This window comes from Neorhizobium sp. DAR64860/K0K1 (genome assembly GCF_050500205.1).
Classification (GTDB): domain Bacteria; phylum Pseudomonadota; class Alphaproteobacteria; order Rhizobiales; family Rhizobiaceae; genus Neorhizobium; species Neorhizobium soli.
Genome location: NZ_CP191459.1, coordinates 1,783,698 through 1,807,129, shown reverse-complemented (window position 1 = coordinate 1,807,129; position 23,432 = coordinate 1,783,698). Strand labels below are relative to the sequence as shown.

Genomic DNA, 23,432 nt, shown 5'->3' with positions numbered 1-23,432 from the left:
CTAGTCTCCCAAAATACCAGGAAAACTATCATGGCAGATGCCCTCAGAGTCGGCATTGCGGGTCTTGGCACTGTTGGTGCCTCGCTCGTTCGCATCATCCAGACCCGTGCCAACGAACTCGCGGTCACCTGCGGACGCCCGATCGAGATTGCCGCCGTGACGGCGAGAGACCGCACCCGCGACCGCGGGATCGATATCTCTGCCGTGACCTGGTTCGACAGCGCCGAAGAACTGGCAGCAAACGCTGAGATCGACGTGTTCGTGGAACTGATGGGCGGTGCCGAAGGGGCGGCTGCTGACTCCGTGCGCGCAGCCTTGCGGCGCGGTCTCCACGTGGTGACAGCCAACAAGGCGCTGCTCGCCGCATCCGGCGTCGAACTCGCAAGGATCGCCGAAGAAAACGGCGCACTCCTCAATTTCGAGGCGGCCGTTGCCGGTGGTATCCCGGTCATCAAGGCCCTTCGCGAGTCCCTGACCGGCAACACGATTTCGCGTGTCTACGGCATCATGAACGGCACCTGCAATTACATCCTGACCCGGATGGAGAAGGAGGGCCTGTCCTTTGCCGACTGCCTCAAGGAAGCGCAGCGGCTGGGCTATGCCGAAGCCGATCCGGCCTTCGATATCGAGGGCAACGACACGGCACACAAGCTGGCAATCCTGACGACGCTTGCGTTCGGGACCCAGATCGCGCCCGACGAGATCTATCTCGAAGGCATCACCAATATCTCGATCGACGATATCCACGCGGCCGCCGATCTCGGCTACCGCATCAAGCTTCTCGGCGTCGCGCAGCGCACCGAAACAGGCATCGAGCAGCGCGTTCACCCGACCATGGTGCCCCGTGATTCGGTTATCGCGCAGGTCGATGGCGTGACGAATGCCGTGGCGATCGAATCCGACATCCTCGGCGAACTGCTGATGGTCGGCCCAGGCGCCGGTGGCAATGCAACGGCATCTTCCGTGCTCGGTGACATCGCCGACATCGCCAAGAGCCGCCCGGGCGCGCAGCAGGTTCCGGTTCTCGGCACACCGGCGGCTTCGCTGGCACCTTACAAGCGCGCCCAGATGCAGAGCCACGAAGGTGGTTATTTCATCCGGCTGACCGTTGCCGACCGGACCGGCGTCTTCGCCTCGATCGCTGCCCGCATGGCTGAGAACGCCATCTCGCTCGAATCGATCGTCCAGCGCTCAAAGCCCGATTCGTCCGTGATGTCGAAGACGATCATCCTCGTCACGCATGCGACGATGGAGAATTCGGTCCGCAAGGCCGTCGATGCCATCAAGGCCGAGAGCTATCTGGTCGGCGAGCCGCAGGTCATCCGGATCGAACGCCCCAAGGACATGTGACCCACGCAGCCGTCGAGCCGCACTAGACTGGCCCCAGTGTTTTTTCGCCGAGGCCACGTCCGCTGCCGAAAACAGATTACTGTTGATGCGCCGATGCGCTAAAACGGCTGAATGACCACCCAATCGACCACCTCAATCGCCAGCAGCCTCTCCATGACAACGTCACCGGTCGATCCGGTACCGCGCGCGTTCCTGAACGTAGAGCAATCGGTGAGTGGCCAGCGCTGGGTGTCGCGGCTCGACCAGGCGGCGCAGAACCGCGCGCTTGCCATCAGCCAGATCCATGGCATTCCCGAACTGGTCGCTCGCGTGCTTGCCGGCCGCGGCGTGACGCTCGACGATGCCCCGGCCTTCCTTGATCCGACCATCCGGTCACTGATGCCCGATCCGTTGACGCTGACGGATTGCGGCAAGGCTGCAGCAAGACTGGTTGCGGCGATCAACCGGCGCGAGCGGGTTGCGATCTTCGGCGATTACGACGTGGATGGCGCGGCCTCTTCCGCGTTGCTCTACCGTTTCCTGACGCATTTCGGTGTCGAGGCGGAGATCTATATTCCGGATCGGATCTTCGAAGGCTACGGCCCTAACCCGAACGCGATCCGCCAACTGGTGGCGAACGGCGCGCAGCTGATCGTCACGGTCGACTGTGGCTCGACGAGCCAGGACGCGCTGACGGCGGCCAAGGACGAGGGCTGCGATGTGGTTGTCATCGACCACCACCAGGTCGGTCATGTGCTGCCGCCCTGTGTGGCGCTCGTCAATCCGAACCGCCAGGACGATCTCTCGGGGCAGGGGCATCTCTGCGCGGCAGGCGTCGTGTTTCTGGTCATGGTCGCCACCCTGAAGCAGCTGCGCGAAGGTGGCGATAGCCGCGCCCAGTCGCTCGATCTCCTCGGTCTGCTGGATCTGGTGGCGCTGGCAACCGTTTGCGATGTCGTGCCACTAAAGGGGCTGAACCGTGCCTATGTGGTGAAGGGGCTGATCGCCGCCCGTCACATGGTCAATCCGGGACTCACGGCGTTGTTTCGAAAGGCGGGTCTTGGCGGACCGGTGACGCCCTATCATTTCGGCTTCATGATCGGCCCACGTATCAATGCCGGCGGGCGAATCGGCGATGCAGCACTCGGCAGCCGCTTGCTGACATTGGAAGACGATATCAAGGCGGAGGAGATCGCCGGCCGGCTGGACGATCTGAACCGCGAGCGGCAGGCCATGGAAGCCGCCATGCTGGCGGAAGCAGAAGCCGAAGTTCTTGGCGAATACGGTGACGCCGAGGGCGCGTCCGTCATCGTCACCGCGCATGAGAAATGGCATCCGGGCATCGTCGGTCTTCTCGCTGCAAGACTGAAGGAGAAATTCCGGCGGCCTGCCTTCGCGATCGCTTTCGACCCGTCCGGCAAGGGCACCGGTTCCGGCCGTTCGATCAACGGTTTCGACATGGGCCGGATGGTTCGCGGCGCAGTCGAATCAGGGCTTCTGCTAAAAGGTGGCGGTCACGCCATGGCGGCGGGACTGACCGTCGAGCGCGCCAACCTCGGCAAGCTGCGCGCCTATTTCGAGGAAGTGGCGGCTGAGGGCGTTCCGGCTCTCGTTGCCAACCATGTGCTGAAGATCGATGGCGCGCTTTCGGCATCAGGAGCCACGATCGCGCTATTCGACCAGCTGGAACAGGCGGGCCCCTACGGCTCTGGCCATGCGCAGCCCGTCTTTGCCGTTCCCGCCCATCGTCTGAGAGATGTGCGGCTGGTCGGTACGGCGCATGTGAAGATCACGCTGGAATCACTCGATGGCACGCGTCTGGAGGGGATCGCCTTCAGGGCGGCCGAAACGCCGCTCGGCCAGATGCTGCTCAACTCCCGCGGAAAGCAGATCCATGCCGCGGGATGCCTCACGGCCGACCAGTGGCAGGGAAACCGGCGCATCCAGCTCAGGCTTCTCGACGCGGTCGAGTCGCGATAAATTACGGCTTAATCAAAAGGGGAAACTGGTACGCCCTAGGGGAGTCGAACCCCTCTTTTCAGAATGAAAATCTGACGTCCTAACCGATAGACGAAGGGCGCGTACAGTGAGCGCTCGTATAGTCAGGCTTGCCCGATCCGGCAAGTAGGAAAATCGATATTTCTCTGTTTTTAAATGAAATAATCCAAGCCAAGGCATGCCGCGGGAAAACGCGCGAGCGAACAAGCCTGAAGATATGGAAGAAGGGGGAAGTGGTACGCCCTAGGGGAGTCGAACCCCTCTTTTCAGAATGAAAATCTGACGTCCTAACCGATAGACGAAGGGCGCGTACAGGAGCGTCTTATAGGGACGCTTTTTCAAACAGACAAGCCAAAAAACGGTATTTTTCGGAAGATAAACAGAGAAAATTGCGCGGCTGGATGCTCCAAGAGAACTTAGAGGTTCTTGTGCAAAATCAACAGTTTGAAGGAAAGAACTGGTACGCCCTAGGGGAGTCGAACCCCTCTTTTCAGAATGAAAATCTGACGTCCTAACCGATAGACGAAGGGCGCGTACAGTGAGCGCCCTTATAGAGGCGTGATTTCGTTACCGCAAGCGCAAAAACGATGTTTTTTGCGAAAAATTAGATGCGCGGAAAATGTGGCTTCAGTGAGCGTAAAGCCATGCGAAATCAGCGGCTTATCCGATTTGACCAGCGCGCTCTTTTCGCCCCCGCTCAAGGCTGATGGTTAGAGCTGCGCCTGTTGTGACGGGTCCGGCAGCGGCTGGCGGGGAGTGAAGACGCTGCCATGTGCTGCATTGATGCCGCCGGCCGGAGCGGCGACGGCTGTCTGCCCGTCAGGGGCAGCAGCAGGTGCCGTCGTCGCCGATGGGAATGGCGATGCGTTGGACGAAAAGATGCTGTAGCTGCTCGCGCGCACGCCAGTCGGTTGCGTGACGAGCCCGGCGATGGAGTTCGACGGCTGCTCCGGCGCCGGAGGAAAGGCGCCGGGGGCGGCGTTGGCGCCCGGCGCCGTAGTCGTTGCAACTGCCGCTGATTTGGCCTGGTGCGCCTTTGTGGAGACGAGGGGATCGACATAGAGGCCGGCGCCGCTCGTGCCGGCTTTGGCAAGCGGTTTTGCCGCGCCATCTGGTTGCTCCGCGGCCACCGCCTCTGCGGAGACCGGATCGGCGTCGGCAACCTTGCGGGTCATCGAGCAACTGCTCATCATTAAGGCTGCGATCGCCACTGCGAGGAGCGGAAAACTCGGCCTTGAGATCGATCTTGCTGGCGAAACCGGCACGTGATGCCCTTCATGTGCGTCGCGGACACTCTGTCGCGAATCATGGAGATGAGCATCACGTGTCCTGTTTCACTCGGCAAGAGAGGGGCGTCGGCCTTGGTCAGGCCGACGCAAGCCTCAATTACCAACTGCCGGTATTCGGCATCGATGCCCACGGCTCGGCGACCGGCAGGTTGTCGCCCTTCTGCAAGATCTCGAAAGAAATGCCGTCCGGCGAAAGTACGAAGGCCATCCGACCTTCGCGAGGCGGACGGTTGATCACGATGCCATTGTCCTGCATGTGCTGGCAGAACGCATAGACGTCGTCGACCTCATAGGCGAGGTGGCCGAAATTGCGTCCGCCCGTGTAATCCTCGCTGTCCCAGTTGTAGGTAAGCTCGATGCACGGCGCCATGTTCTCCTTAGCCTGCGAAACGTCGTCGCGTGCAGCCAGAAAGACCAGCGTGAAGCGGCCCTTGTCATTTTCGATGCGGCGGATCTCCTCCAAACCCATCAATGTCTTGTAGAATTGGAGAGACGCGTCGAGATCCTTGACCCGAACCATTGTGTGTAGATAGCGCATGTGTCGCAAGCTCCGCGATGTCGTTGGCAAACTGTCGAGCGGATATGGTGCATTGCAGGAGGTCAGCAAGCCTGGGGCAAGCCGTCAGCCGTAGAAAGATGCTGATAAAGTCCAGACGGGGACTTGCACTAGAGGGTTAACGGGATGTTAATCTAGGCGCGAAGAATCACTTCCACCGTCATGTCGTAACGCGTAATCGAGGGGCCGATAGGATATGGCAGACAGGATATCGTTGAAAGGCGTAGCCGAATACGAGGAATTCGCGGGCGATCCGGTCGAGCTCATCGAAATTACGGGTGTGGTCAAGTGGTTCGATGTTGCGAAGGGGTTCGGCTTCATTGTGCCCGACAACCGTATGCAGGATGTGCTTCTGCATGTGACCTGCCTGAGGCGCGATGGATACCAGACCATCCTTGAAGGAACCCGTATCGTCGCGATGATCCAGAAGCGCGACCGCGGCTATCAGGCCTTCCGCATTCTTTCCATGGATCAGTCGACCGCAGTTCATCCCTCCCAGTTGCCGCCGGTTCGCACCCATGTTCAGGTCACGCCAACGAGCGGCCTCGAACGGGCACTGGTGAAATGGTTCAACCGCACCAAGGGCTTTGGATTCCTGAGCCGCGGTGAGGGGACCGAAGATATTTTTGTCCACATGGAAACGCTGCGCCGCTACGGACTGACAGAGCTCCGTCCCGGCCAGACCGTGCTGGTCCGGTTCGGACCTGGCGACAAGGGCTTGATGGCAGCCGAAATTCATCCCGACAATCCCAACCCTGTAAGCCGGTCACATTGATGTTGAGAATGCAGTCATTCGGGCGGATCACGCCCTTTGCAAAAGGCGCCCTTGCGGCGCTTTTTCTGTTTGTCGCCTACGCTGCCGCAGCCCAGCAGGTCATCTTTCCAAAAGATGAGCTGTCGATCCGCACGGCAGCGGGCAAGACCCATGCCTTTGTGATCGAGCTGGCTCTGACGGACCAGCAGCGCTCGCAGGGCCTGATGTACCGCAAGGAAATGCCTGACAATCACGGCATGCTGTTCGACTTCGGCGAGACACGCCGTGTTTCCATGTGGATGGAAAACACCATCCTGCCGCTCGATATGCTGTTCATCGAAGGCGATGGGACGGTCTCTCATATCCGCGAAAATGCGGTTCCTTACTCTCGTGACGTGATCGATTCGCGGGGACCGGTAAAATTTGTCCTCGAACTGAATGCCGGTCGGACGAAAGCGCTCGGAATCAAGGTTGGTGACAAGGTGGTTTCCAAACGGATCGGCAACGCAGGATAGGTGTTTGGCCGCTTTCCCACAGTTAGTTCGCTAGACAGTTCGAACAATTGGGAAAATCCACTTTTTGCAGTTGCGGGCTGGTAGGGAACCGTGTATCTCGCATTCTTGTAAGGAACGGAGTGTAGCGCAGTCTGGTAGCGCATCTGGTTTGGGACCAGAGGGTCGGGAGTTCGAATCTCTCCACTCCGACCATTGCCTTCAAAAGAGCGTCGCGCTCAGCAGTTGCCGAAGCGTCACGCTAGCAAAAGTCGGATGTTTCAGTTCATGACGGCCAAGATCTATCGTCCCGCAAAAACTGCAATGCAATCTGGCAAAGCCAAGACGCATCTCTGGCTCCTCGAATTCGACCAGGAAGAGCCACGCCGGATCGATCCGATCCTTGGCTATACATCTTCCGGAGACATGAAGCAGCAGGTGCGCCTGACCTTTGAAAGTCAGGAACTTGCCGAAGCCTACGCCAAGCGTGAAGGCATCGAATACCGCGTCGTCCAGCCGAAAGAACCTGCGCGTCAAGCTGCTTCCTACACCGACAATTTCCGCTTCAATCGCTCGCAGCCCTGGACGCACTGACTTCCTGTCTGCGTTCTGTTAGAAGCGTCTTAGCAGGCCCCTTAGCTCAGCTGGATAGAGCACCTGCCTTCTAAGCAGGTGGTCGCAGGTTCGAATCCTGCAGGGGTCGCCAAAACCATCTCCCAAAAAATTGCGACTGCCGCTTGAGCGGAGGAATATCGCCTTGAGCAAAGCGCTGCTTCGGAGCTGGATATAGAGACCAAGAATCTCTGGCGTGACGGCAACAAAAAACCGAACAATGGAGGTCCCATTGTTCGGCGAGTTGAGTGCTGGAACCAAGAGATGGCGTCCGAGCTTTTGGGTACGATCTGGATGTTAACCTGGGGTGAAGACCTCAGGCGAATACTTGAGTGAGACTACCTGCCGGCCAATCGTGCAACGACGTTAACTCATGACCCGACTTGGTTGCATCTCGCAATGCCAGCGATCAGCAAGTGGTAGCAGCGCCGCCGCAATTCAACTTCTTGCTGAGGTTCGTGAATTGCGTGCTTAGTGCACCGCCGAGCGTCTGTGCACCAGCGATCAGCGCGACAGAGATAAGAGCGGCGATAAGCCCGTATTCGATGGCAGTGGCGCCAGACTCATCCTTCATAAAGCGTGCAAAAACCGACATGCAAATCCTCCTTGATTCGTGCCGTGGGACAAGTCGTCCCGACGTGTTGTTCTTTTACTGAAAGTCAAAAGAGTGTTGCGTTAACAGGATCGGTTAATATGTTCCTATTGGCTAATGTGAGTTCTGAATGGTTAAGAAGTTGTTTTCGCGGTTCCGTGACTTGTGCTCATCGCCCGCCGGCGACCCGGTCGAACTGGATCCTTTCATTGTAGGATAACGCATGCTCATGACCAAACCGGGCCTAGAATGCTGCCACCGGTACTCGTGGTGCCAGAGCGTTGCAGTGGGGTAGGACCTACCATTCACTCCTCCGCGTACCCAGCCTAACCACGTCATGTTGCGATGCAGCAACAGCGGGGGTTCACATCTTCGGGAAACCGATCGTGATCCCGCAATCGCATTTCAGCCGCAAAATCGATTCGAAGCTGCCTCATTCGAGCGTATATTCGCGGCGGTCAGTTCCGTTGCATCGGCAGGGGAAGGCACGTGGCGAAAACGGACCATTGGGTCTGACAAACTCGCCTCCATCGCATTGAAACGGGTTTTCCAGGTGACCTCGCGGTTGCTTGCGCCTCAACATTGTCTTGAGCCTTCGAGTGGGGATCAAATGAACAGAAGTCTATTGGCCGGCGGCGTCGCGCTGTTTGCGGCAATCTTTGCGGTTGGCCCGTTTTCGGCATTGAGCGCTTATGCGGCGGACAGGCCGCTGATCTGGCAGCCCGTCAAGAATTCGGACAGAAGCTATTCCGTCAAGCTCGGCTTCAGGTTGCCGACGGAGCTGGAGCCCGAGGCGGGCTTTAACGTCGGTGTCGATGCGAAGAAGGACGGGTCGATGAACACGCCGCTTCGGCTGTGGGGCAGCATGAAGATGAAGTCGATCCAGAGGCCCGCTTACGAGGTCGAACGCAAGATCGGGATCGATTACGACGGATTGGCCGAAACGGCCGCCGTCAGCATGAACTACCACCAAACGCAGATCGTCACGTCGACGATCGATGTCGAGCGCAATGCGAGCTATGTCATGCGCTACGACGGGCTCAATCAGGACTGGAGTGGCCTCGACGCCAACCAGACCCTCAGGCTGTCCCGGGCAAACACCGGCACAGCCGTGGTCGTCCGCGCAACGGCGATCGATACGTTTCGCATCGGCGGCGCGGGGCTGGGACTCGAGCAGAAACTGGGTGACAGCCTGACACTCAGCGGCTCCGTCGATCGCTATTCGGACGCGACCGCAGCAGTAACCAGCGTCAATGCCCGCTATTCATTCCAGTGGTGATGGCGCCCTGACGATTGTTTCGACGGGAAACGGAAAAGCGGCGCTCGCGGCGCCCCTTTTCTTTTGCAGGTCATTCCCGTTGGCGCAGTCTGCCTAGTGCAGGATCTGGCTAAGGAACAGTCTGGTGCGCTCGTGCTGCGGATTGTCGAAGAACTCCGCCGGTGAATTCTCTTCGACGATCTGTCCCTGGTCCATGAAGATCACCCGGTTGGCGACCTGGCGGGCAAAGCCCATTTCATGGGTGACGCACATCATGGTCATGCCTTCTTCGGCAAGGCCAACCATCGTATCGAGCACTTCCTTGACCATTTCAGGATCGAGAGCCGAGGTCGGTTCGTCGAACAGCATGATCTTCGGCTTCATGCACAGCGAGCGGGCAATCGCCACGCGCTGCTGCTGACCGCCGGAGAGCTGGCCCGGATACTTATGGGCCTGTTCCGGAATCTTGACACGCTTGAGGTAGTGCATCGCCACTTCCTCGGCTTCCTTCTTCGGCATCTTGCGAACCCAGATCGGTGCAAGCGTGCAGTTCTCAAGGATCGTCAGGTGCGGGAAGAGGTTGAAGTGCTGGAACACCATGCCGACTTCTCGCCGCACTTCGTCGATCTTTTTCAGATCGTTGGTGAGTTCGATATTGTCGACGACAATGCTGCCCGACTGATGTTCCTCGAGGCGGTTGATACAGCGGATCATCGTCGATTTTCCGGAGCCTGACGGCCCGGCGATGACGATGCGTTCGCCTTTCATCACCTTGAGATTGATGTCGCGCAGCACGTGAAAATCGCCATACCACTTGTTCATGCCGATGATCTCGACAGCGACATCCGTGGAGGAGACGGTGAGGTTTTTGGGTTGGGCGTCAGCCATTGTTTTTCCCCTTGTTATCGCTTGTGGCCGGTATCGAGATGCCGTTCCATAAAGGCGGAATAGCGTGACATGCCGAAGCAGAAAATCCAGTAGATAAGACCAGCGAACACGAGGCCGGTAAGCGGCGTCATGGGCGTGATCCAGGTCGTATCCGTAAAGTTGAGCCTGATGATGTTCAAGAGGTCGAACATGCCGATGATGGCAACGAGCGACGTATCCTTGAACAGGCCGATGAAGGTGTTGACGATGCCAGGGATCACGAGCTTGATCGCCTGTGGAAGGACGATCAGGCGGGTTTTCTGCCAGTAGCTGAGGCCGAGCGAATCGGCACCTTCGCCCTGACCTTTCGGAATAGCCTGCAGGCCGCCACGAATGACTTCTGCCATATAGGCGGAGGCAAACAGCGACACACCGATCACGGCGCGCAGGAAGTTGTCGATGCTCCAGCCGGTGGGCAGGAACAGCGGCAGCATCACGTTTGCCATGAAGAGAACCATGACAAGCGGTACGCCGCGGATCACCTCGATGAAGACGACGCAGAGCGTCTTCAATACGCGCATGTTGGAACGCCGTCCGAGCGCCAAAAGGATGCCGACGGGGAAAGAGACCGCGATGCCGACGAAGGAGAGGATCAGCGTCACCATCATGCCGCCCCAGAGCGGGGTCTCGACCCGCTGCAGGCCAAGAACATTGCCATGCATGAGGAAGAACGAGACGACCGGGTAGACGAGAAACAGCAGAACGGCGTTCAGCGCCTTGTACGGCAGTTTCGGAATGAGGAGAGGCACGAGCAGCACGATCAGCATGAACCCGACCAGCATGACGCGCCAGCGCTCCTCGATCGGGTAGCGGCCGAACATGAACTGCTGGAACCGGTCACCGACAAACGCCCAGCATGCGCCTTTCCAGCCATCCGGCTGGGTGCCGCCCTGGACGACGGTGGCGCAGACCGAGCGATCGGCACCGACCCAGCTTGCATTGATGAACAGCCAGTTGATGATGCCGGGCAGGGCGAAAGCCAGCAATGCGATGGCGACGATGGTCAGCACCACATCCTTTGGCGTTGCCAAGAGATTGGTCCGGATCCAGCCGCTTGCCGAACTGGCGCTGACCGGCGGCGGTTCCGGCGCGATCATGTCATTGCGAACGTAAGAGAGCTTGTGTGTAGACATGTCTTATCTCTCCACCAGAGCCATCTTGGCGTTGAACCAGTTCATGAACAGCGATGTCGCGATGCTGATGCTCAGATAGATGGTGAGCATGATCGTGATCATTTCGACAGCCTGACCTGTCTGGTTGAGCGAGGTGCTCCCGGTCGAAAACAGTTCGGGAAAACCGATTGCAACGCCGAGAGACGAGTTTTTGGTCAGGTTGAGATACTGGCTTGTCAGCGGTGGAATGATGATGCGGAAAGCCTGCGGTACGACAACCAGTCTGGTGATCTTGCCCGGCTGGACGCCGAGTGCAGCGGCGGCTTCCGTCTGTCCCTTGCCGACGCCCTTGATGCCGGCTCGGATGATTTCCGCGATAAACGCTGCCGTGTAGAGCGAAAGCGCCAGATATAGAGCCACGAATTCCGGACGGATATTGGCGCCGCCGGAAAGATTGAAACGACCTTCGACGGGATAGTCGAAGGTCAGCGGCGAACCCATGGCGATGAATCCGAGAAGCGGCAGACCGATGATGATGGCGGCGGAGATCCAGCCGTTGGGCAATTGCTGCCCGGTTGCCATCTGGCGCTTGACCGACCACGTGCGGAAGACGAACGCGACAACGATGCCGACGAGAATGGCAACCGGAAGGATCCACGCGCCTTCGCCCCAGATCGTTGCCGGAAAGGTGAGGCCACGGTTGCTGAGAAAGGTCGAGAGCGGGCCCTGGATAGCATCACGCGGCTGCGGCAGAATGGCGAGAACGCCGGAATACCAAAAGAAAATGACCAGCAGCGGCGGAATGTTTCTGAACACCTCGACATAGACGGTGCAGAGCTTGGCGATCAGCCAGTTTTTCGACAGGCGACCGATACCGATGATGAAGCCGACGATGGTTGCCGTGATGATGCCCGTGACAGCGACCATCATCGTGTTCAGGAAACCGACCAGGATCGCCCTGCCATAGGTCGAGTCGCTCGTGTAGGCGATCAGGGATTGCCCGATATCGAAGCCTGAGCGACCAGCGAGGAAGCCAAACCCGGTGGCGGTGTTGCTGCGGGCAAGGTTGACACTGACATTGTGTGCGATCGACCAGACGAGCGCAACGAGAATGACCAGCGTCAGCACCTGGAAGAAGATGCTCCGCGCTTTTGGATCGTAAATGAGTGACGTGGACGCGCGCTTAGTCGCAGGCGCACGGATCGAGTTGTCCGTCATGCTTTGCCAATCCCCTGTGGCCCGTTGTGGGCCCTTATTGTTTTTGATTCTTATTGATCGTGGAGAATGTCTCGCAGGGCGGACGGAGCCACCCTGCGAGACGTCAGTCTATCAGTCGATTAACGGATCGGCGGTGCGAACTGCAGGCCACCCTTGCTCCACAGAGCATTCAGGCCACGTGCGATCTTCAGCGGGCTGCCGGAACCGATATTGCGCTCGAAGACGTCGCCGTAGTTGCCGACGCCCTTGACGATGTTGTAGGCCCATTCGTTGGTCAGGCCGAGATCGGTACCGACCTTGGTGTCCTTCTCGGTGCCGAGGAAGCGGCGGATATCCGGGTTGGTCGAGTTCTTCATCTCGTCGATATTGGCCTGGGTGATGCCGAATTCTTCGGCCTGAACCAGGGCGTAGCCTGTCCACGAAACGATATCGAACCACTTGTCGTCGCCCTGGCGAACGGCTGGGCCAAGCGGCTCCTTGGAGATGATTTCCGGAAGAATGACGTGTTCGTCAGGGTTCGACAGCGCGAGACGCGTTGCATAAAGGCCCGACTGGTCCGTCGTGTAGACGTCGCAACGGCCGGCCTGGTAGGCGGCGTTTACTTCTTCGAGCTTTTCGAAGACGACCGGGTTGTACTGGAGGTTGTTGGACTTGAAGTAGTCGGCGAGGTTGAGTTCGGTTGTCGTGCCCGACTGAACGCAGACGGCAGCGCCGGACAGTTCAAGCGCCGACTTCACGTTCAGGCTCTTCGGAACCATGAAGCCCTGGCCGTCGTAGTAGTTGACGTAGCGGAAGTTGAAACCGAGCGCGGTATCGCGGCTGATGGTCCAGGTGGTGTTACGTGCGAGCACGTCGACTTCACCCGACTGCAGTGCCGTGAAGCGGCTCTGGGCCGTGGTCGGCGTGTACTTCACCTTCGTTGCATCACCGAAAACCGCAGCTGCGACGGCCTTGCAGAAATCGACGTCGAAGCCTTTCCAAGCGCCGGCCGAATCCGGCTGCGCGAAGCCGGCCAGACCGGTGTTGACGCCGCACTGAACGAAGCCCTTCGCCTTGACATCATCAAGCGTGGCCGCGGAAGCTGCCGAGGCAAAGCCAAGGACCGCTGCGCCAAACGCGGCAGACAAAAGCGTCTTTTTCATTTTCCCAACCTTATCTGTTGTTTTGTGTGATCTCTCGACACAGGCCGTTCCCCTGATTTTATGAATACGACCGGTCCCCCGCTGACCTCCCGGCGCGGGTGTTTATATCTCATTCGGAAACGAAGGCAGGGTCAAGGGCCACCCGTTCAAATTGCGTCCAAATTACGGTGTATTAGACTTTACCGCCTACGCGCTGGGCAAATGCTCAAGTCGTGTGCGAGTTGTGGCGGTTTTTATACCGAACGAGCATGCTAATATTGCACCGGTACTTGGAATTGGGCAGCGGGGTTGACCAGCCTGGAGGGCGGCGGCAAAACTGGCGCCATTGTCAACGAAAGTGCATTCCGGACATGTCCCAGAAAGATAAACTGATCGAAGAAGCGGGTCAGAATACGCGCCTTGCGCATATCGGAAACGATCCACGCGCGTATCATGGCTTCGTCAACCCGCCTGTCGTCAAAGGTTCCACGGTCCTTTTCCCGAATGCCGAAGCGATGGAAAAGCGCAGCCAGCCATACACCTATGGAACCCGCGCGACCCCGACGACGGACGCCCTGTGCGCTGCGTTCGACCAACTCGAGGGTTCTGCGGGTACGATCCTCGTTCCATCGGGACTGGCTGCGATCTCAATCCCTTTCCTGGCTTACCTGTCATCGGGCGATCACGCGCTGATCGTCGACTCAGTCTACACGCCATGCCGGACTTTCTGTGACACGATGCTCACGAGACTGGGGATCGACGTCGAGTACTATGATCCGGAGATCGGGGCAGACATCACCAAGCTGATGAGGCCGAACACCAAACTCATTCATACGGAAGCGCCCGGCTCGAATACGTTCGAGATGCAGGACATCCGCGCAATCACGGACGCTGTACACGCCTATTCCGCAGACGTCGTGGTGACGCTGGACAACACCTGGGCGACACCGCTTTATTTTCGTCCGCTCGACTTCGGCGTCGACGTCTCGATCCATGCGACCACGAAGTACCCGTCGGGACATTCAGATATCGTGATGGGCTCGGTGTCGGCCAATGCGAAGCATTTTCCGGCACTCGAGGCGGCGCGGATTGCAATGGGCATCTGCGGTGCGCCGGAAGATTCCTACCTGATCCTGCGTGGCCTGAGAACGATGGGTCTGCGGCTGGACCAGCATCAAAAAAGCGCCCTTGAAATCGCCGAGTGGCTGGACGGTCGCGACGGCGTTGCGCGCGTCCTGCATCCGGCATTGCCAAGCTTTCCTGGCCACGAGATCTGGAAGCGTGACTTCAAGGGATCGAGCGGGATCTTCTCCTTCGTGCTGCAGGCCGAGCCTGAGAGGGCGAAGGCCAAGGCGCACGCCTTCCTCGATGCCCTGAGCTTTTTCGGCCTCGGTTACTCCTGGGGAGGATACGAAAGCCTTGCTCTGGTCGTAAATCTTTCCGACCGCACCATCCGCAAGCAGCCCATCGAGGGTGCAGTCATCAGGCTTCAGATCGGTCTCGAAGACGTGCCTGATCTCAAGAAAGATCTTGAAGCGGGGTTTGCCGCGGCGGCCGCGGTCTGATCGCGTCGCTACTCGGCGTCGAAACCGTAGAGCCAATCCAGATCCGCCGCGAGCGATTGCGGCGGACGCATTGAGAGAACGAAGTTGCGACCGAGCTTCAGCGGACCGCGCGCATGATAGGCAAAGCGGTTGAATTCCCCGCGTGCTCGCACCTTGGCGACACGACCGGCCCGTTCGGTCTCGTAGGCCGATAGCGCCTGCGCGAGCGAGGGCAGGGCGGCCACGCGGTTTGCCAGGATGAACGCGTCTTCGATCGCCATCGCCGCGCCTTGGGCCGCAAAGGGCAGCATCGCATGGGCGGCGTCGCCGATCAGAACAAGATCGCGGCCATTGTGCCAACGGCCCGGGGTCACCTGATAGAGTGGCCAGAAGGTCGGCTTTTCGGATGCGGCCAGTGTTTCGGCTATGCTCGGATGCCATCCCCTGAAATGACGCAGAAGCAGGTCTTTCTGGGCGGCGCTCGCCTCCGTATTCCAGCGATTGCCGGTGTTGCCGCCGGACGCGATGGCGACGATGTTGAAACTATCCTTCTCCTTGAGCGGATAGGCCACAATGTGTGCCGAAGGTCCGAGAAATGCACTGACGGCATTCGGCTTCAGCCAGGAAGGTGCCTCGCTCTTGGAAACCATGAAGCGCCAGGCGACACTGTTGGAAAAAACGGCTTCCGGATTTTTGGGAATTGCGGAGCGAATGCCAGACCAGACTCCATCTGCGGCGACGATCAGGTCATGGTGGCGTCCGGAGATCTCCGCCAGTTCGTCTCGAACGGCGCTCCCAATCTTCGAGCCCAGCCGAAGCGTGCAGAGCGGGTTGGCGTTCACGGCGTGGAGAAGCGCGTCTTGCAGCGTTGCCCGGTGAATTACGCCATAAGGTGCTCCCCATCGCTGCCGGGCGAACCTGCCGGATGGCACATAAGCCAGCCGATGAAGGGAACGACCCGACACGAGCTGCACTTCATCCGGCTCGGTCCACAACCGTTCCAGATCGCCGAGTACGCCAAGCTTGCTCAGCACGCGCGAAGCGTTCGGCGACAGCTGGAGCCCAGCGCCGACTTCCTGAAGGGAAGCCGCCTGCTCGAAGATGTCGCAGGTGATGCCATGGCGCGCAAACGCGAGCGCAGCGGTGAGACCCGCCATGCCCGCACCCACGATCGCTACTGTCTCGACAGCCATTTCTGGCTGCCGATCAGGCGGCCTTGACGTTGAAGACGCAGCCCGGAGGGTCGGTCTGTTCGGCCTTCAGGGTCGGGTTGTATTTGTACAGAGTGGAACAGTAGGAGCAGACTTTTTCGACTTCGTCGCCCATGTCGATAAAGATGTGCGGATGATCGTAAGGAACGGATGCACCAGTGCACATGAATTCCTTCACGCCGATCTGGATCGACGGGAAACCGCCATCGTTCTGGAAATGGGGAATGCTGTGGCCGGCCATGGTCGTCTCCAATGCGTACAATAGGGCACGTCTGATTTGGCGCGGACATTACCGCCGCCGCATTCAAAAGTGTAGTGCAAAAACCGCGATGCGAGGTGTCTTTCAGGGTTCAATCGCAAGCACCGATATCTTATGGTCCGCCGCCAAAACAGGATATCCCAGATGAACCTCAATGCCCCGGCCTTTTCCACCTTCAGCCATGACGGACTGAGCCTCTCCTATTTGGATGAGGGGAATCCGGCAGGCGATCCTGTCCTGCTCATCCACGGTTTCGCTTCCAGCGCGACGGTGAACTGGGTGCATCCGGGATGGGTGAAGACGCTCGGCGATGCCGGTTACAGGGTGATCGCCATGGACAACCGCGGCCATGGCGGCAGTGACAAGCCGACCGATCCGGACGCCTATCGCCCTTGGGTGATGGCAGCGGATTCGGTTGCTCTGCTCGATCACCTGCGCATCCCGGCAGCGCATCTGTTCGGCTATTCGATGGGCGCGCGCATCTCGGTGTTTGCAGCACTCAACGATCCGGACAGGGTCCGGTCGCTGGTGCTCGGCGGTCTCGGTATCGGCATGACGGACGGGGTCGGTGACTGGGATCCGATCGCGGATGCGCTCTTGGCGCCCTCGCTTGAGAGCGTCAGCCATGATCGCGGCCGTATGTTCCGCGCCTTTGCCGACCAGACAAAAAGCGACAAGCAGGCACTCGCCGCCTGTATCCGCGGTTCGCGCGATTTGGTCGAACGCAGCGATATGGGCAAGATCGAAGTTCCCACGCTGATCGGCGTTGGGACGAAGGACGATATCGCGGGTTCACCGCAGGATCTGGCCGATCTGATGCCGAATGCGACAGCGTTCTATATTCCCGGTCGTGACCACATGCTGGCCGTCGGCGACAGGGTTTTCAAGAAAGCGGTACTGGAGTTTTACGCGGCGCAGGCCTGAGCCGGCTCAGCCACGGATTGGCAAGACTTCAGGTTTCCTTGAATTAACGATCAACGAAATGCGATTTCGCCGGCGTTGGTGTTGTCGTAAATCTAATCTATATATCGTGGCTTACGCCAAAGAGGAGACGGCCATGGCCGCGAGAACCGAAGTTCGCCAGACCGAGGACATTCGCCAGACCGATAGTGTCGCTAGCGTCGACCCCATATGGGACACGCTGCGGCAGGAAGCACGCGTCGCAATCGACCAGGACCCGTTGCTGGCCGCCTTCCTCTATTCAACCGTCCTGAACCACCGTTCGCTCGAAGAATGCGTCGTTCATCGGATCTGCGAACGGCTCGATCATCCCGATCTTCAGGCCGTCCTGCTGCGGCAGACATTCATGGAAATGCTGGACGAATGGCCGGATTGGGGCGCTATTCTGCGCGTCGATATCCAGGCCGTCTACGACCGCGACCCTGCCTGCCTGCGGTTCGTCGAGCCAGTCCTCTACTTCAAGGGTTTTCACGCCATCCAGACGCATCGCTTGGCGCACTGGCTGTTTTACCGCGGCCGTCGCGACTTCGCGCTCTATCTGCAAAGCCGCGCCTCAAGTGTCTTCCAGACAGACATCAATCCGGCGGCTCAGATCGGCAAGGGGATCTTCCTCGACCACGCGACCGGGCTTGTCGTCGGCGAAACCGCGATCATCGGGGACAATGTCTCCATCCTGCATGGGGTCACTCTCGGTGGAACCGGTAAGGAGGGCGCAGATCGTCATCCGAAGATCGGCAACGGCGTGCTGATCGGCGCCGGCGCAAAGATCCTCGGCAATATCGAGGTTGGTGCCTGCTCGCGTGTGGCGGCGGGCTCCGTCGTCCTCAAAGCTGTTCCGGAGAAATCCACCGTCGCCGGTGTTCCGGCAAAGGTCGTCGGGACCGCGGGTTGCTCCGAGCCGGCACGCCTGATGGACCAGCTTCTGCGCGCCGAGGACTAGTCCGCGCCCGGACATACTTGTTCCAGGAAACTCGGGGCAGGGTCGTGCGGTGGAGAGAACGGCGGCTTTACTTTCGCCTTTCTCCCGTGCCAAAAGCGCATCGATTTGATCGCAAAATCTGACGGAGAAGATCGTGAACCCCGACGAAATCAAGAAGATCGACGACTATTTCAAGCGCCTTCTGAACCCCCAGATCGTCGTCAAGGCGCGTCCCCGCAAGAACGATTCTGCCGAAGTCTATCTTGGTGATGAATTTCTCGGCGTCGTCTATCTGGATGACGAAGATGGAGAGCGTTCCTACAATTTCTCCATGGCGATCCTCGACGTCGATCTTTGATCGCAGGATCCGACTGGTTTTTAACAAAAGTTGTCGAGAGGCCCTCCGTGGGCCTCTTTTGTTTTGGACGTAAGCCTCGAGCATGCAAGCTTCATTAGCATCTACTCTTCGACGGAATTTTGAGCGACAGGCGATCGCCGTTCGCGCGTCGGATCCGTACGCATGAAGCTGCAGCGTCTGAGGCTATGGCCATGATGCCGCCCGCCTTTTGGGTCAGTATGGCGGCAGAATTTGAGTTGCCGAATGTGGTACTTTTGGCTCGTCGCGAGCCCCTCTCGGCGGAATAGTGATTGCACAGCGGGAAAGGGGGCTTAAAATCCTTTCCCAAAGAACTACCTTTAGCAAGACTGAAGTCCTGTCGACCGGTTGTTCGCTATACCGCCGCTGGATGACTAGGGAATGAAAGACGATGATCGCACTGCCGATCTTGATGGAAAATGAAAAGAACGGCGACGGAGACAACGCGGGCCGCGGAACCTCCGTCATCACGCGAACGAAACCGAAAACCAAACGGCCTAACCTGTACCGCGTTCTCCTTCTGAATGACGACTACACGCCAATGGAGTTCGTCATCCATATTCTGGAGCGTTTTTTCCAGAAGGACCGCGATGCGGCAACGATTATCATGCTCCACGTCCATAACCACGGCGTCGGAGAATGCGGAATTTTCACCTATGAAGTAGCGGAAACCAAGGTGTCCCAGGTCATGGACTTCGCCCGGCAACACCAGCATCCGCTGCAATGTGTCATGGAAAAGAAGTGAGGAACCCGACGTGCCAACATTTTCGCCTAGTCTTGAAAAGGCTCTGCACCAGGCACTGACCTTCGCGAACGAGCGGCATCACGAATATGCCACACTCGAACATCTGCTTCTGGCGTTGATCGACGACGCGGATGCGGCGGCGGTCATGGGAGCATGCAGCGTCAACCTGGATACGCTCCGCAAAACCGTGTCTGAATATGTCGACAATGAACTCGCAAACCTGGTGACAGGCTATGACGAGGACTCCAAACCGACATCCGGCTTTCAACGCGTCATCCAGCGCGCTGTGATCCACGTCCAATCCTCCGGTCGTGAAGAAGTGACCGGAGCAAACGTGCTCGTCGCAATCTTCGCAGAACGTGAGAGCCACGCAGCCTTCTTCCTGCAGGAGCAGGAAATGACCCGCTACGACGCGGTCAACTATATCTCTCACGGCATCGGCAAGCGTCCGGGTTCCTCCCAGGCCCGGACCCCGCGTGGTGCTGATGAGCCCGATTCAGACGCCAAGCCTGTTTCGCGCAACGAGGAGGAAGGTCCCGGCAAGAAGCAGCAGGATGCCCTCAAGGCATACTGTGTCAATCTGAACGAAAAGGCCAAGAATGGCCGTATCGATCCGTTGATCGGTCGTCATTCCGAGGTCAACCGCACGATCCAGGTCCTGTGCCGCCGCTCCAAGAACAACCCGCTTTACGTGGGCGATCCGGGCGTTGGCAAAACTGCGATCGCCGAGGGACTGGCAAAGCGCATCGTCGAGGGCAAGGTGCCGGAAGCGCTGGCCGATGCCACGATCTTCTCGCTCGATATGGGCACCCTGCTTGCAGGCACCCGCTATCGCGGCGACTTCGAGGAACGTCTGAAGCAGGTCGTCAAGGAACTGGAAGATTTTCCAGGTGCTGTCCTGTTCATCGACGAAATCCACACCGTGATTGGTGCGGGTGCAACGTCGGGCGGTGCCATGGATGCGTCCAACCTGCTGAAGCCGGCTCTGTCCTCTGGCCAGATCCGCTGCATCGGTTCGACGACCTACAAGGAATACCGCCAGTTCTTCGAAAAGGACCGGGCTCTGGTTCGACGCTTCCAGAAAATCGACGTCAATGAGCCGTCGATCGATGATGCGATCGAAATCATGAAGGGCTTGAAGCCTTATTTCGAAGAGTATCACAAGCTGCGCTACACCAACGACGCGATCAAGTCGGCGGTGGAACTGTCGGCCCGCTATATCTCGGACCGCAAGCTGCCGGACAAGGCGATCGACGTGATCGACGAGACCGGTGCAGCCCAGATGCTGCTGCCCGCTTCCAAGCGTCGCAAGCTGATCACGGAAAAGGAAATCGAGGCGACAATCGCCACGATGGCCCGCATCCCGGCGAAAACGGTTTCCAAGGATGACGAGATGGTTCTCGCCAACCTTGAGAAGGAACTGCGTTCTGTCGTGTACGGCCAGGACGTCGCGATCGACGCACTGTCGACCGCGATCAAGCTGGCACGTGCAGGTCTGCGCGAGCCGAACAAGCCGATCGGCTCCTATGTCTTCTCCGGTCCAACCGGCGTCGGCAAGACCGAAGTCGCAAAGCAGCTTGCCGCCTCGCTCGGCGTCGAGATGCTGCGTTTCGACATGTCGGAATACATGGAACGCCACACGGTCTCGCGACTGCTTGGCGCACCTCCCGGCTATGTCGGCTTCGACCAGGGCGGTCTCCTGACCGATGGCGTTGATCAGCACCCGCACAGCGTGGTTCTGCTCGACGAAATCGAGAAGGCGCATCCGGATATCTACAACATCCTGTTGCAGGTGATGGACCACGGATCGCTGACCGATCACAACGGCAAGAAAATCGACTTCCGCAACGTCATCTTGATCATGACGACGAATGCGGGTGCATCCGAGATGGCCAAGTCTGCGATCGGCTTTGGATCATCAAGACGCACCGGCGAAGATGAGGAGGCGATCAATCGCCTGTTCACACCGGAATTCCGCAATCGTCTCGATGCGATCATTCCGTTCGCACCGCTGCCGACCACGGTTATCCACCAGGTCGTCCAGAAGTTCGTGATGCAGCTGGAAAGCCAGCTGTCGGAGCGTAACGTGACGTTCGATCTGCATGAGGACGCGATCGCCTGGCTGGCGGAAAAGGGTTATGACGAGAAGATGGGCGCAAGACCTCTGTCTCGCGTGATCCAGGAATACATCAAGAAGCCGCTCGCCAATGAGATCCTCTTTGGCAAGCTTCGCAAGGGTGGCATCGTCCGTGTCACGGCCGGCAAAAAGGAAGATGGCACCGACGGTCTTCTTCTGGAGTCCATTTCGGAAACGGCCCGGGTAAAGCCGAAGCCTGAAGCGGAAGTGGAAGAGGCTGCCGACGAGATTAAGGCGAAGACGACAAAGTCAAAGCCTTCGAAGAAGTCTGCGCCGAAGGCCAAGGACAAGGACGGCGGTTCCGCCAAGGCAAATGTCGTCGACGACGGCGACGTGATTGCCGAGGAAGCGCCGGCAAAGTCCGCGCCCCGCAAGGGTAGCACCGTGCCACGCGTTCCAAAGAGCAAGTAGCGCTCTTTTCCATCCGAGAAATCGATGCCGGGCTTGTCCCGGCATCGTCGTTTTTGTAGGTCCCGTAACGTCAATCATTTACGGGCATGCCAATGACCACCGAAAGCTCCGAGCGCAGCGGCCTTGCGTGGTTTCTTAAGGGCATGCGCGGCATCTTCTCCTTGCCGGCTTTGATCCTGATGACGTCCTATGTCGGTTTCAGCGCCTTTGCGGTCGAAGCCGGCCTGACACGAGGTCAGGCTGTCGCGATGACGCTCGGTATCTGGGCCCTGCCGGCCCAGATGATCCTGGTGGGTTCGATGTTGGGCGGCGCCAACATCGCCGCGTCCTTCCTCGCCGTGACGCTGTCGTCGATCCGGATGATGCCGATGGTGGCGTCGATCATGCCGGAGATGCGCACGAAGAAGACACCGCTGCCGGTTCTCCTGTTTCTCTCGCATTTCATCGCCATCACGTCCTGGGTCTTTGCGAGCCTCAATCTCCGCCATGTGCCGAGAGAGCGCCGGGTTGCCTTCTTTGCAGGTTTTGGCATCACGCTGACCTGCACCAATGCGCTGATCGTCGGCGTCAGCTTTGGTGTCGTGTCTCAGTTTCCGCCTGTTGTGGCGGGTGCCTTGTTCATGCTGACCCCGGTCTATTTCATATCCTCGATCTGGGCGAGTGCAGCCCAGCCGGTCGTCCGGATCGCCTTCGTGATCGGGATCGTTCTGGGACCGGCCCTGGCGCTGGTAGCGCCGCAGTTCGACGTGCTTCTGGCTGGGATCGGCGGCGGCACCGTGGCCTATCTGATCGACCGCTATCGCCGCAAGCGCGGATCTGATCGGGGTGCCGCATGATGTTCGATGGGTACTGGACCTATATCGTCATCGCTGTCGCGGGTTTTCTCGCAACCGATATCTGGCGCTGGCTCGGTGTGATCGCAGGCCACCGGCTGAAAGAGGATTCCGAGACGCTCTACTGGGTGAGGGCGGTTGCCACGGCATTGGTCATGGCGGTGACGGCAAAGCTGATCGTATTCCCGACGGGAACACTGGCGCTCTCGCCCCTCTGGCTCAGGCTTGCGGCGGCTGGTATCGGCTTTGCCGTGTTTCTCCTGACCGGCAAGCGGGTCGCGATCGGCGTGCTGACACCGATCGCCATTCTCGTCGCAGGACTACTCCTGCTTCAACCCTGATCAGAACCCAAGTTCGCCGATGATCTTCTCGGCATTGGCAGCGAGGACTTCCTTGTCCTCCATCTTGCCCGTATGCGGCTTCAACGGCTGATTCTCGTAGCGCGGGATGACGTGGAAATGCAGGTGAAAGACGGTCTGTCCGGCCGGCGCTTCGTTAAACTGCGTGATGGTAATTCCATCAGCATCAAACGCATCCTTGACGGCGCGTGCGAGCTTCTGAACCACCGGAATGACCTTCGAAAGCACCGCCGCATCCGCATCCAGCAGGTTGCGTGAGGGCGCTTTCGGAACCACCAGAACGTGACCCGGCGTCTGCGGCATCACATCCATGAAAGCGAGCGTGTCGTCGTCCTCGTAGACGCGGTGGCAGGGAATTTCGCCTTTGAGGATCTTGGCGAAGATGTTGTTCGGATCGTAGTCGTGACCGGTCATCGGTGGC

24 protein-coding genes and 5 tRNA genes are annotated in these 23,432 nt (G+C 58.9%); 16 read left to right on the top strand and 13 right to left on the bottom strand.

The window, feature by feature from the left end; genetic code table 11:
- Window positions 1-30: 30 nt before the first annotated feature.
- The gene (locus ACQY1J_RS13385; protein ID WP_430250069.1) at window positions 31-1,350 is read left to right on the top strand and encodes a homoserine dehydrogenase; all 1,320 of its coding nucleotides are present in this window, start codon (window positions 31-33) and stop codon (window positions 1,348-1,350) included.
- A 153-nt stretch (window positions 1,351-1,503) separates the two neighbouring features.
- Window positions 1,504-3,309, top strand: a complete 1,806-nt coding sequence (recJ, locus tag ACQY1J_RS13380; RefSeq protein WP_430250068.1) for a single-stranded-DNA-specific exonuclease RecJ — start codon at window positions 1,504-1,506, stop codon at window positions 3,307-3,309.
- 26 nt (window positions 3,310-3,335) lie between these two features.
- Here recJ and ACQY1J_RS13375 read toward each other — a convergent pair.
- The 5 genes from ACQY1J_RS13375 to ACQY1J_RS13355 form a co-directional block, all read right to left on the bottom strand.
- Window positions 3,336-3,410, bottom strand: a tRNA-Glu gene (locus ACQY1J_RS13375).
- Between the two features lie 151 nt (window positions 3,411-3,561).
- Window positions 3,562-3,636 (bottom strand) — tRNA-Glu (locus ACQY1J_RS13370).
- Window positions 3,637-3,785: 149 nt separating this feature from the next.
- Window positions 3,786-3,860: transfer RNA gene (locus ACQY1J_RS13365), tRNA-Glu, on the bottom strand.
- 177 nt (window positions 3,861-4,037) lie between these two features.
- Window positions 4,038-4,502 carry a hypothetical protein gene (locus ACQY1J_RS13360; protein WP_062457431.1) on the bottom strand — a complete coding sequence of 155 codons (465 nt, stop codon included), beginning with the start codon at window positions 4,500-4,502 and terminating at the stop codon, window positions 4,038-4,040.
- Between the two features lie 211 nt (window positions 4,503-4,713).
- Window positions 4,714-5,154, bottom strand: coding sequence for a VOC family protein (locus tag ACQY1J_RS13355; protein WP_430250067.1), 441 nt, complete (start codon window positions 5,152-5,154; stop codon window positions 4,714-4,716).
- Between the two features lie 214 nt (window positions 5,155-5,368).
- Here ACQY1J_RS13355 and ACQY1J_RS13350 point away from each other — a divergent pair, with 214 nt between their 5' ends.
- From ACQY1J_RS13350 to ACQY1J_RS13330, 5 genes are all read left to right on the top strand, one after another.
- Entirely contained in the window at window positions 5,369-5,947 is a 579-nt protein-coding gene (locus ACQY1J_RS13350) for a cold-shock protein (protein ID WP_430250066.1), read from the top strand.
- Window positions 5,947-6,441: a DUF192 domain-containing protein gene (locus ACQY1J_RS13345; protein WP_430250063.1), complete on the top strand. Its 495-nt coding sequence runs from the start codon at window positions 5,947-5,949 to the stop codon at window positions 6,439-6,441. The genes ACQY1J_RS13350 and ACQY1J_RS13345 overlap by 1 nt, the downstream gene beginning before the upstream one ends.
- A gap of 115 nt (window positions 6,442-6,556) precedes the next feature.
- Window positions 6,557-6,633: transfer RNA gene (locus ACQY1J_RS13340), tRNA-Pro, on the top strand.
- 72 nt (window positions 6,634-6,705) lie between these two features.
- Window positions 6,706-7,011 (top strand): ETC complex I subunit, encoded by a 306-nt coding sequence (locus ACQY1J_RS13335; protein ID WP_062458113.1) that lies wholly within the window; start codon window positions 6,706-6,708, stop codon window positions 7,009-7,011.
- Between the two features lie 35 nt (window positions 7,012-7,046).
- Window positions 7,047-7,123: transfer RNA gene (locus ACQY1J_RS13330), tRNA-Arg, on the top strand.
- A gap of 315 nt (window positions 7,124-7,438) precedes the next feature.
- On the opposite strand, the gene ACQY1J_RS13325 is transcribed toward ACQY1J_RS13330, so the two are convergent.
- A complete protein-coding gene (locus ACQY1J_RS13325) occupies window positions 7,439-7,624 on the bottom strand; it encodes a Flp family type IVb pilin (protein ID WP_062457386.1) in 186 nt (61 codons plus the stop codon).
- A 607-nt stretch (window positions 7,625-8,231) separates the two neighbouring features.
- Between ACQY1J_RS13325 and ACQY1J_RS13320 the strand changes: the two genes are divergently transcribed.
- The gene (locus ACQY1J_RS13320; protein WP_156461832.1) at window positions 8,232-8,900 is read left to right on the top strand and encodes a hypothetical protein; all 669 of its coding nucleotides are present in this window, start codon (window positions 8,232-8,234) and stop codon (window positions 8,898-8,900) included.
- Between the two features lie 93 nt (window positions 8,901-8,993).
- Here ACQY1J_RS13320 and ACQY1J_RS13315 read toward each other — a convergent pair whose 3' ends face one another.
- The 4 genes from ACQY1J_RS13315 to ACQY1J_RS13300 all read right to left on the bottom strand — a co-directional run bounded on the left by ACQY1J_RS13315 (window position 8,994) and on the right by ACQY1J_RS13300 (window position 13,278).
- Complete coding sequence (locus ACQY1J_RS13315) at window positions 8,994-9,767, bottom strand: amino acid ABC transporter ATP-binding protein (RefSeq protein ID WP_062457380.1); 774 nt, start codon at window positions 9,765-9,767, stop codon at window positions 8,994-8,996.
- A 14-nt stretch (window positions 9,768-9,781) separates the two neighbouring features.
- Window positions 9,782-10,939, bottom strand: a complete 1,158-nt coding sequence (locus tag ACQY1J_RS13310; protein ID WP_062580393.1) for an amino acid ABC transporter permease — start codon at window positions 10,937-10,939, stop codon at window positions 9,782-9,784.
- Window positions 10,940-10,942: 3 nt separating this feature from the next.
- Window positions 10,943-12,136 carry an amino acid ABC transporter permease gene (locus ACQY1J_RS13305; RefSeq protein WP_062457374.1) on the bottom strand — a complete coding sequence of 398 codons (1,194 nt, stop codon included), beginning with the start codon at window positions 12,134-12,136 and terminating at the stop codon, window positions 10,943-10,945.
- Between the two features lie 119 nt (window positions 12,137-12,255).
- Window positions 12,256-13,278, bottom strand: coding sequence for an amino acid ABC transporter substrate-binding protein (locus ACQY1J_RS13300; protein WP_062457371.1), 1,023 nt, complete (start codon window positions 13,276-13,278; stop codon window positions 12,256-12,258).
- A gap of 350 nt (window positions 13,279-13,628) precedes the next feature.
- Between ACQY1J_RS13300 and ACQY1J_RS13295 the strand changes: the two genes are divergently transcribed.
- Window positions 13,629-14,822 carry a cystathionine beta-lyase gene (locus tag ACQY1J_RS13295; protein WP_430250061.1) on the top strand — a complete coding sequence of 398 codons (1,194 nt, stop codon included), beginning with the start codon at window positions 13,629-13,631 and terminating at the stop codon, window positions 14,820-14,822.
- 8 nt (window positions 14,823-14,830) lie between these two features.
- Here ACQY1J_RS13295 and ACQY1J_RS13290 read toward each other — a convergent pair whose 3' ends face one another.
- Together ACQY1J_RS13290 and ACQY1J_RS13285 are read right to left on the bottom strand one after the other, a co-directional pair.
- On the bottom strand, window positions 14,831-15,994 hold the full coding sequence (locus ACQY1J_RS13290; protein ID WP_430250059.1) for an FAD-dependent monooxygenase: 1,164 nt from the start codon (window positions 15,992-15,994) through the stop codon (window positions 14,831-14,833).
- Between the two features lie 13 nt (window positions 15,995-16,007).
- On the bottom strand, window positions 16,008-16,253 hold the full coding sequence (locus ACQY1J_RS13285; protein ID WP_062580399.1) for a zinc-finger domain-containing protein: 246 nt from the start codon (window positions 16,251-16,253) through the stop codon (window positions 16,008-16,010).
- Between the two features lie 162 nt (window positions 16,254-16,415).
- Here ACQY1J_RS13285 and ACQY1J_RS13280 point away from each other — a divergent pair, with 162 nt between their 5' ends.
- The 7 genes from ACQY1J_RS13280 to ACQY1J_RS13250 all read left to right on the top strand — a co-directional run bounded on the left by ACQY1J_RS13280 (window position 16,416) and on the right by ACQY1J_RS13250 (window position 22,993).
- The gene (locus tag ACQY1J_RS13280; protein ID WP_430250058.1) at window positions 16,416-17,195 is read left to right on the top strand and encodes an alpha/beta fold hydrolase; all 780 of its coding nucleotides are present in this window, start codon (window positions 16,416-16,418) and stop codon (window positions 17,193-17,195) included.
- A 133-nt stretch (window positions 17,196-17,328) separates the two neighbouring features.
- Entirely contained in the window at window positions 17,329-18,171 is an 843-nt protein-coding gene (gene cysE, locus ACQY1J_RS13275) for a serine O-acetyltransferase (RefSeq protein ID WP_092662168.1), read from the top strand.
- Between the two features lie 133 nt (window positions 18,172-18,304).
- Entirely contained in the window at window positions 18,305-18,508 is a 204-nt protein-coding gene (locus ACQY1J_RS13270) for a DUF3126 family protein (protein ID WP_062457352.1), read from the top strand.
- Between the two features lie 409 nt (window positions 18,509-18,917).
- Window positions 18,918-19,271 carry an ATP-dependent Clp protease adapter ClpS gene (gene clpS / locus ACQY1J_RS13265; protein ID WP_062457349.1) on the top strand — a complete coding sequence of 118 codons (354 nt, stop codon included), beginning with the start codon at window positions 18,918-18,920 and terminating at the stop codon, window positions 19,269-19,271.
- Window positions 19,272-19,281: 10 nt separating this feature from the next.
- Window positions 19,282-21,819 carry an ATP-dependent Clp protease ATP-binding subunit ClpA gene (clpA, locus tag ACQY1J_RS13260; RefSeq protein ID WP_062580404.1) on the top strand — a complete coding sequence of 846 codons (2,538 nt, stop codon included), beginning with the start codon at window positions 19,282-19,284 and terminating at the stop codon, window positions 21,817-21,819.
- Between the two features lie 92 nt (window positions 21,820-21,911).
- The gene (locus ACQY1J_RS13255; protein WP_062580406.1) at window positions 21,912-22,655 is read left to right on the top strand and encodes an AzlC family ABC transporter permease; all 744 of its coding nucleotides are present in this window, start codon (window positions 21,912-21,914) and stop codon (window positions 22,653-22,655) included.
- Window positions 22,652-22,993, top strand: coding sequence for an AzlD domain-containing protein (locus ACQY1J_RS13250; RefSeq protein ID WP_062457341.1), 342 nt, complete (start codon window positions 22,652-22,654; stop codon window positions 22,991-22,993). The genes ACQY1J_RS13255 and ACQY1J_RS13250 overlap by 4 nt, the downstream gene beginning before the upstream one ends.
- Here the strand turns inward: ACQY1J_RS13250 and ACQY1J_RS13245 are convergent, their stop codons facing one another.
- Window positions 22,994-23,425 carry an HIT family protein gene (locus ACQY1J_RS13245; RefSeq protein WP_062580407.1) on the bottom strand — a complete coding sequence of 144 codons (432 nt, stop codon included), beginning with the start codon at window positions 23,423-23,425 and terminating at the stop codon, window positions 22,994-22,996.
- Window positions 23,426-23,432 lie beyond the last annotated feature (7 nt).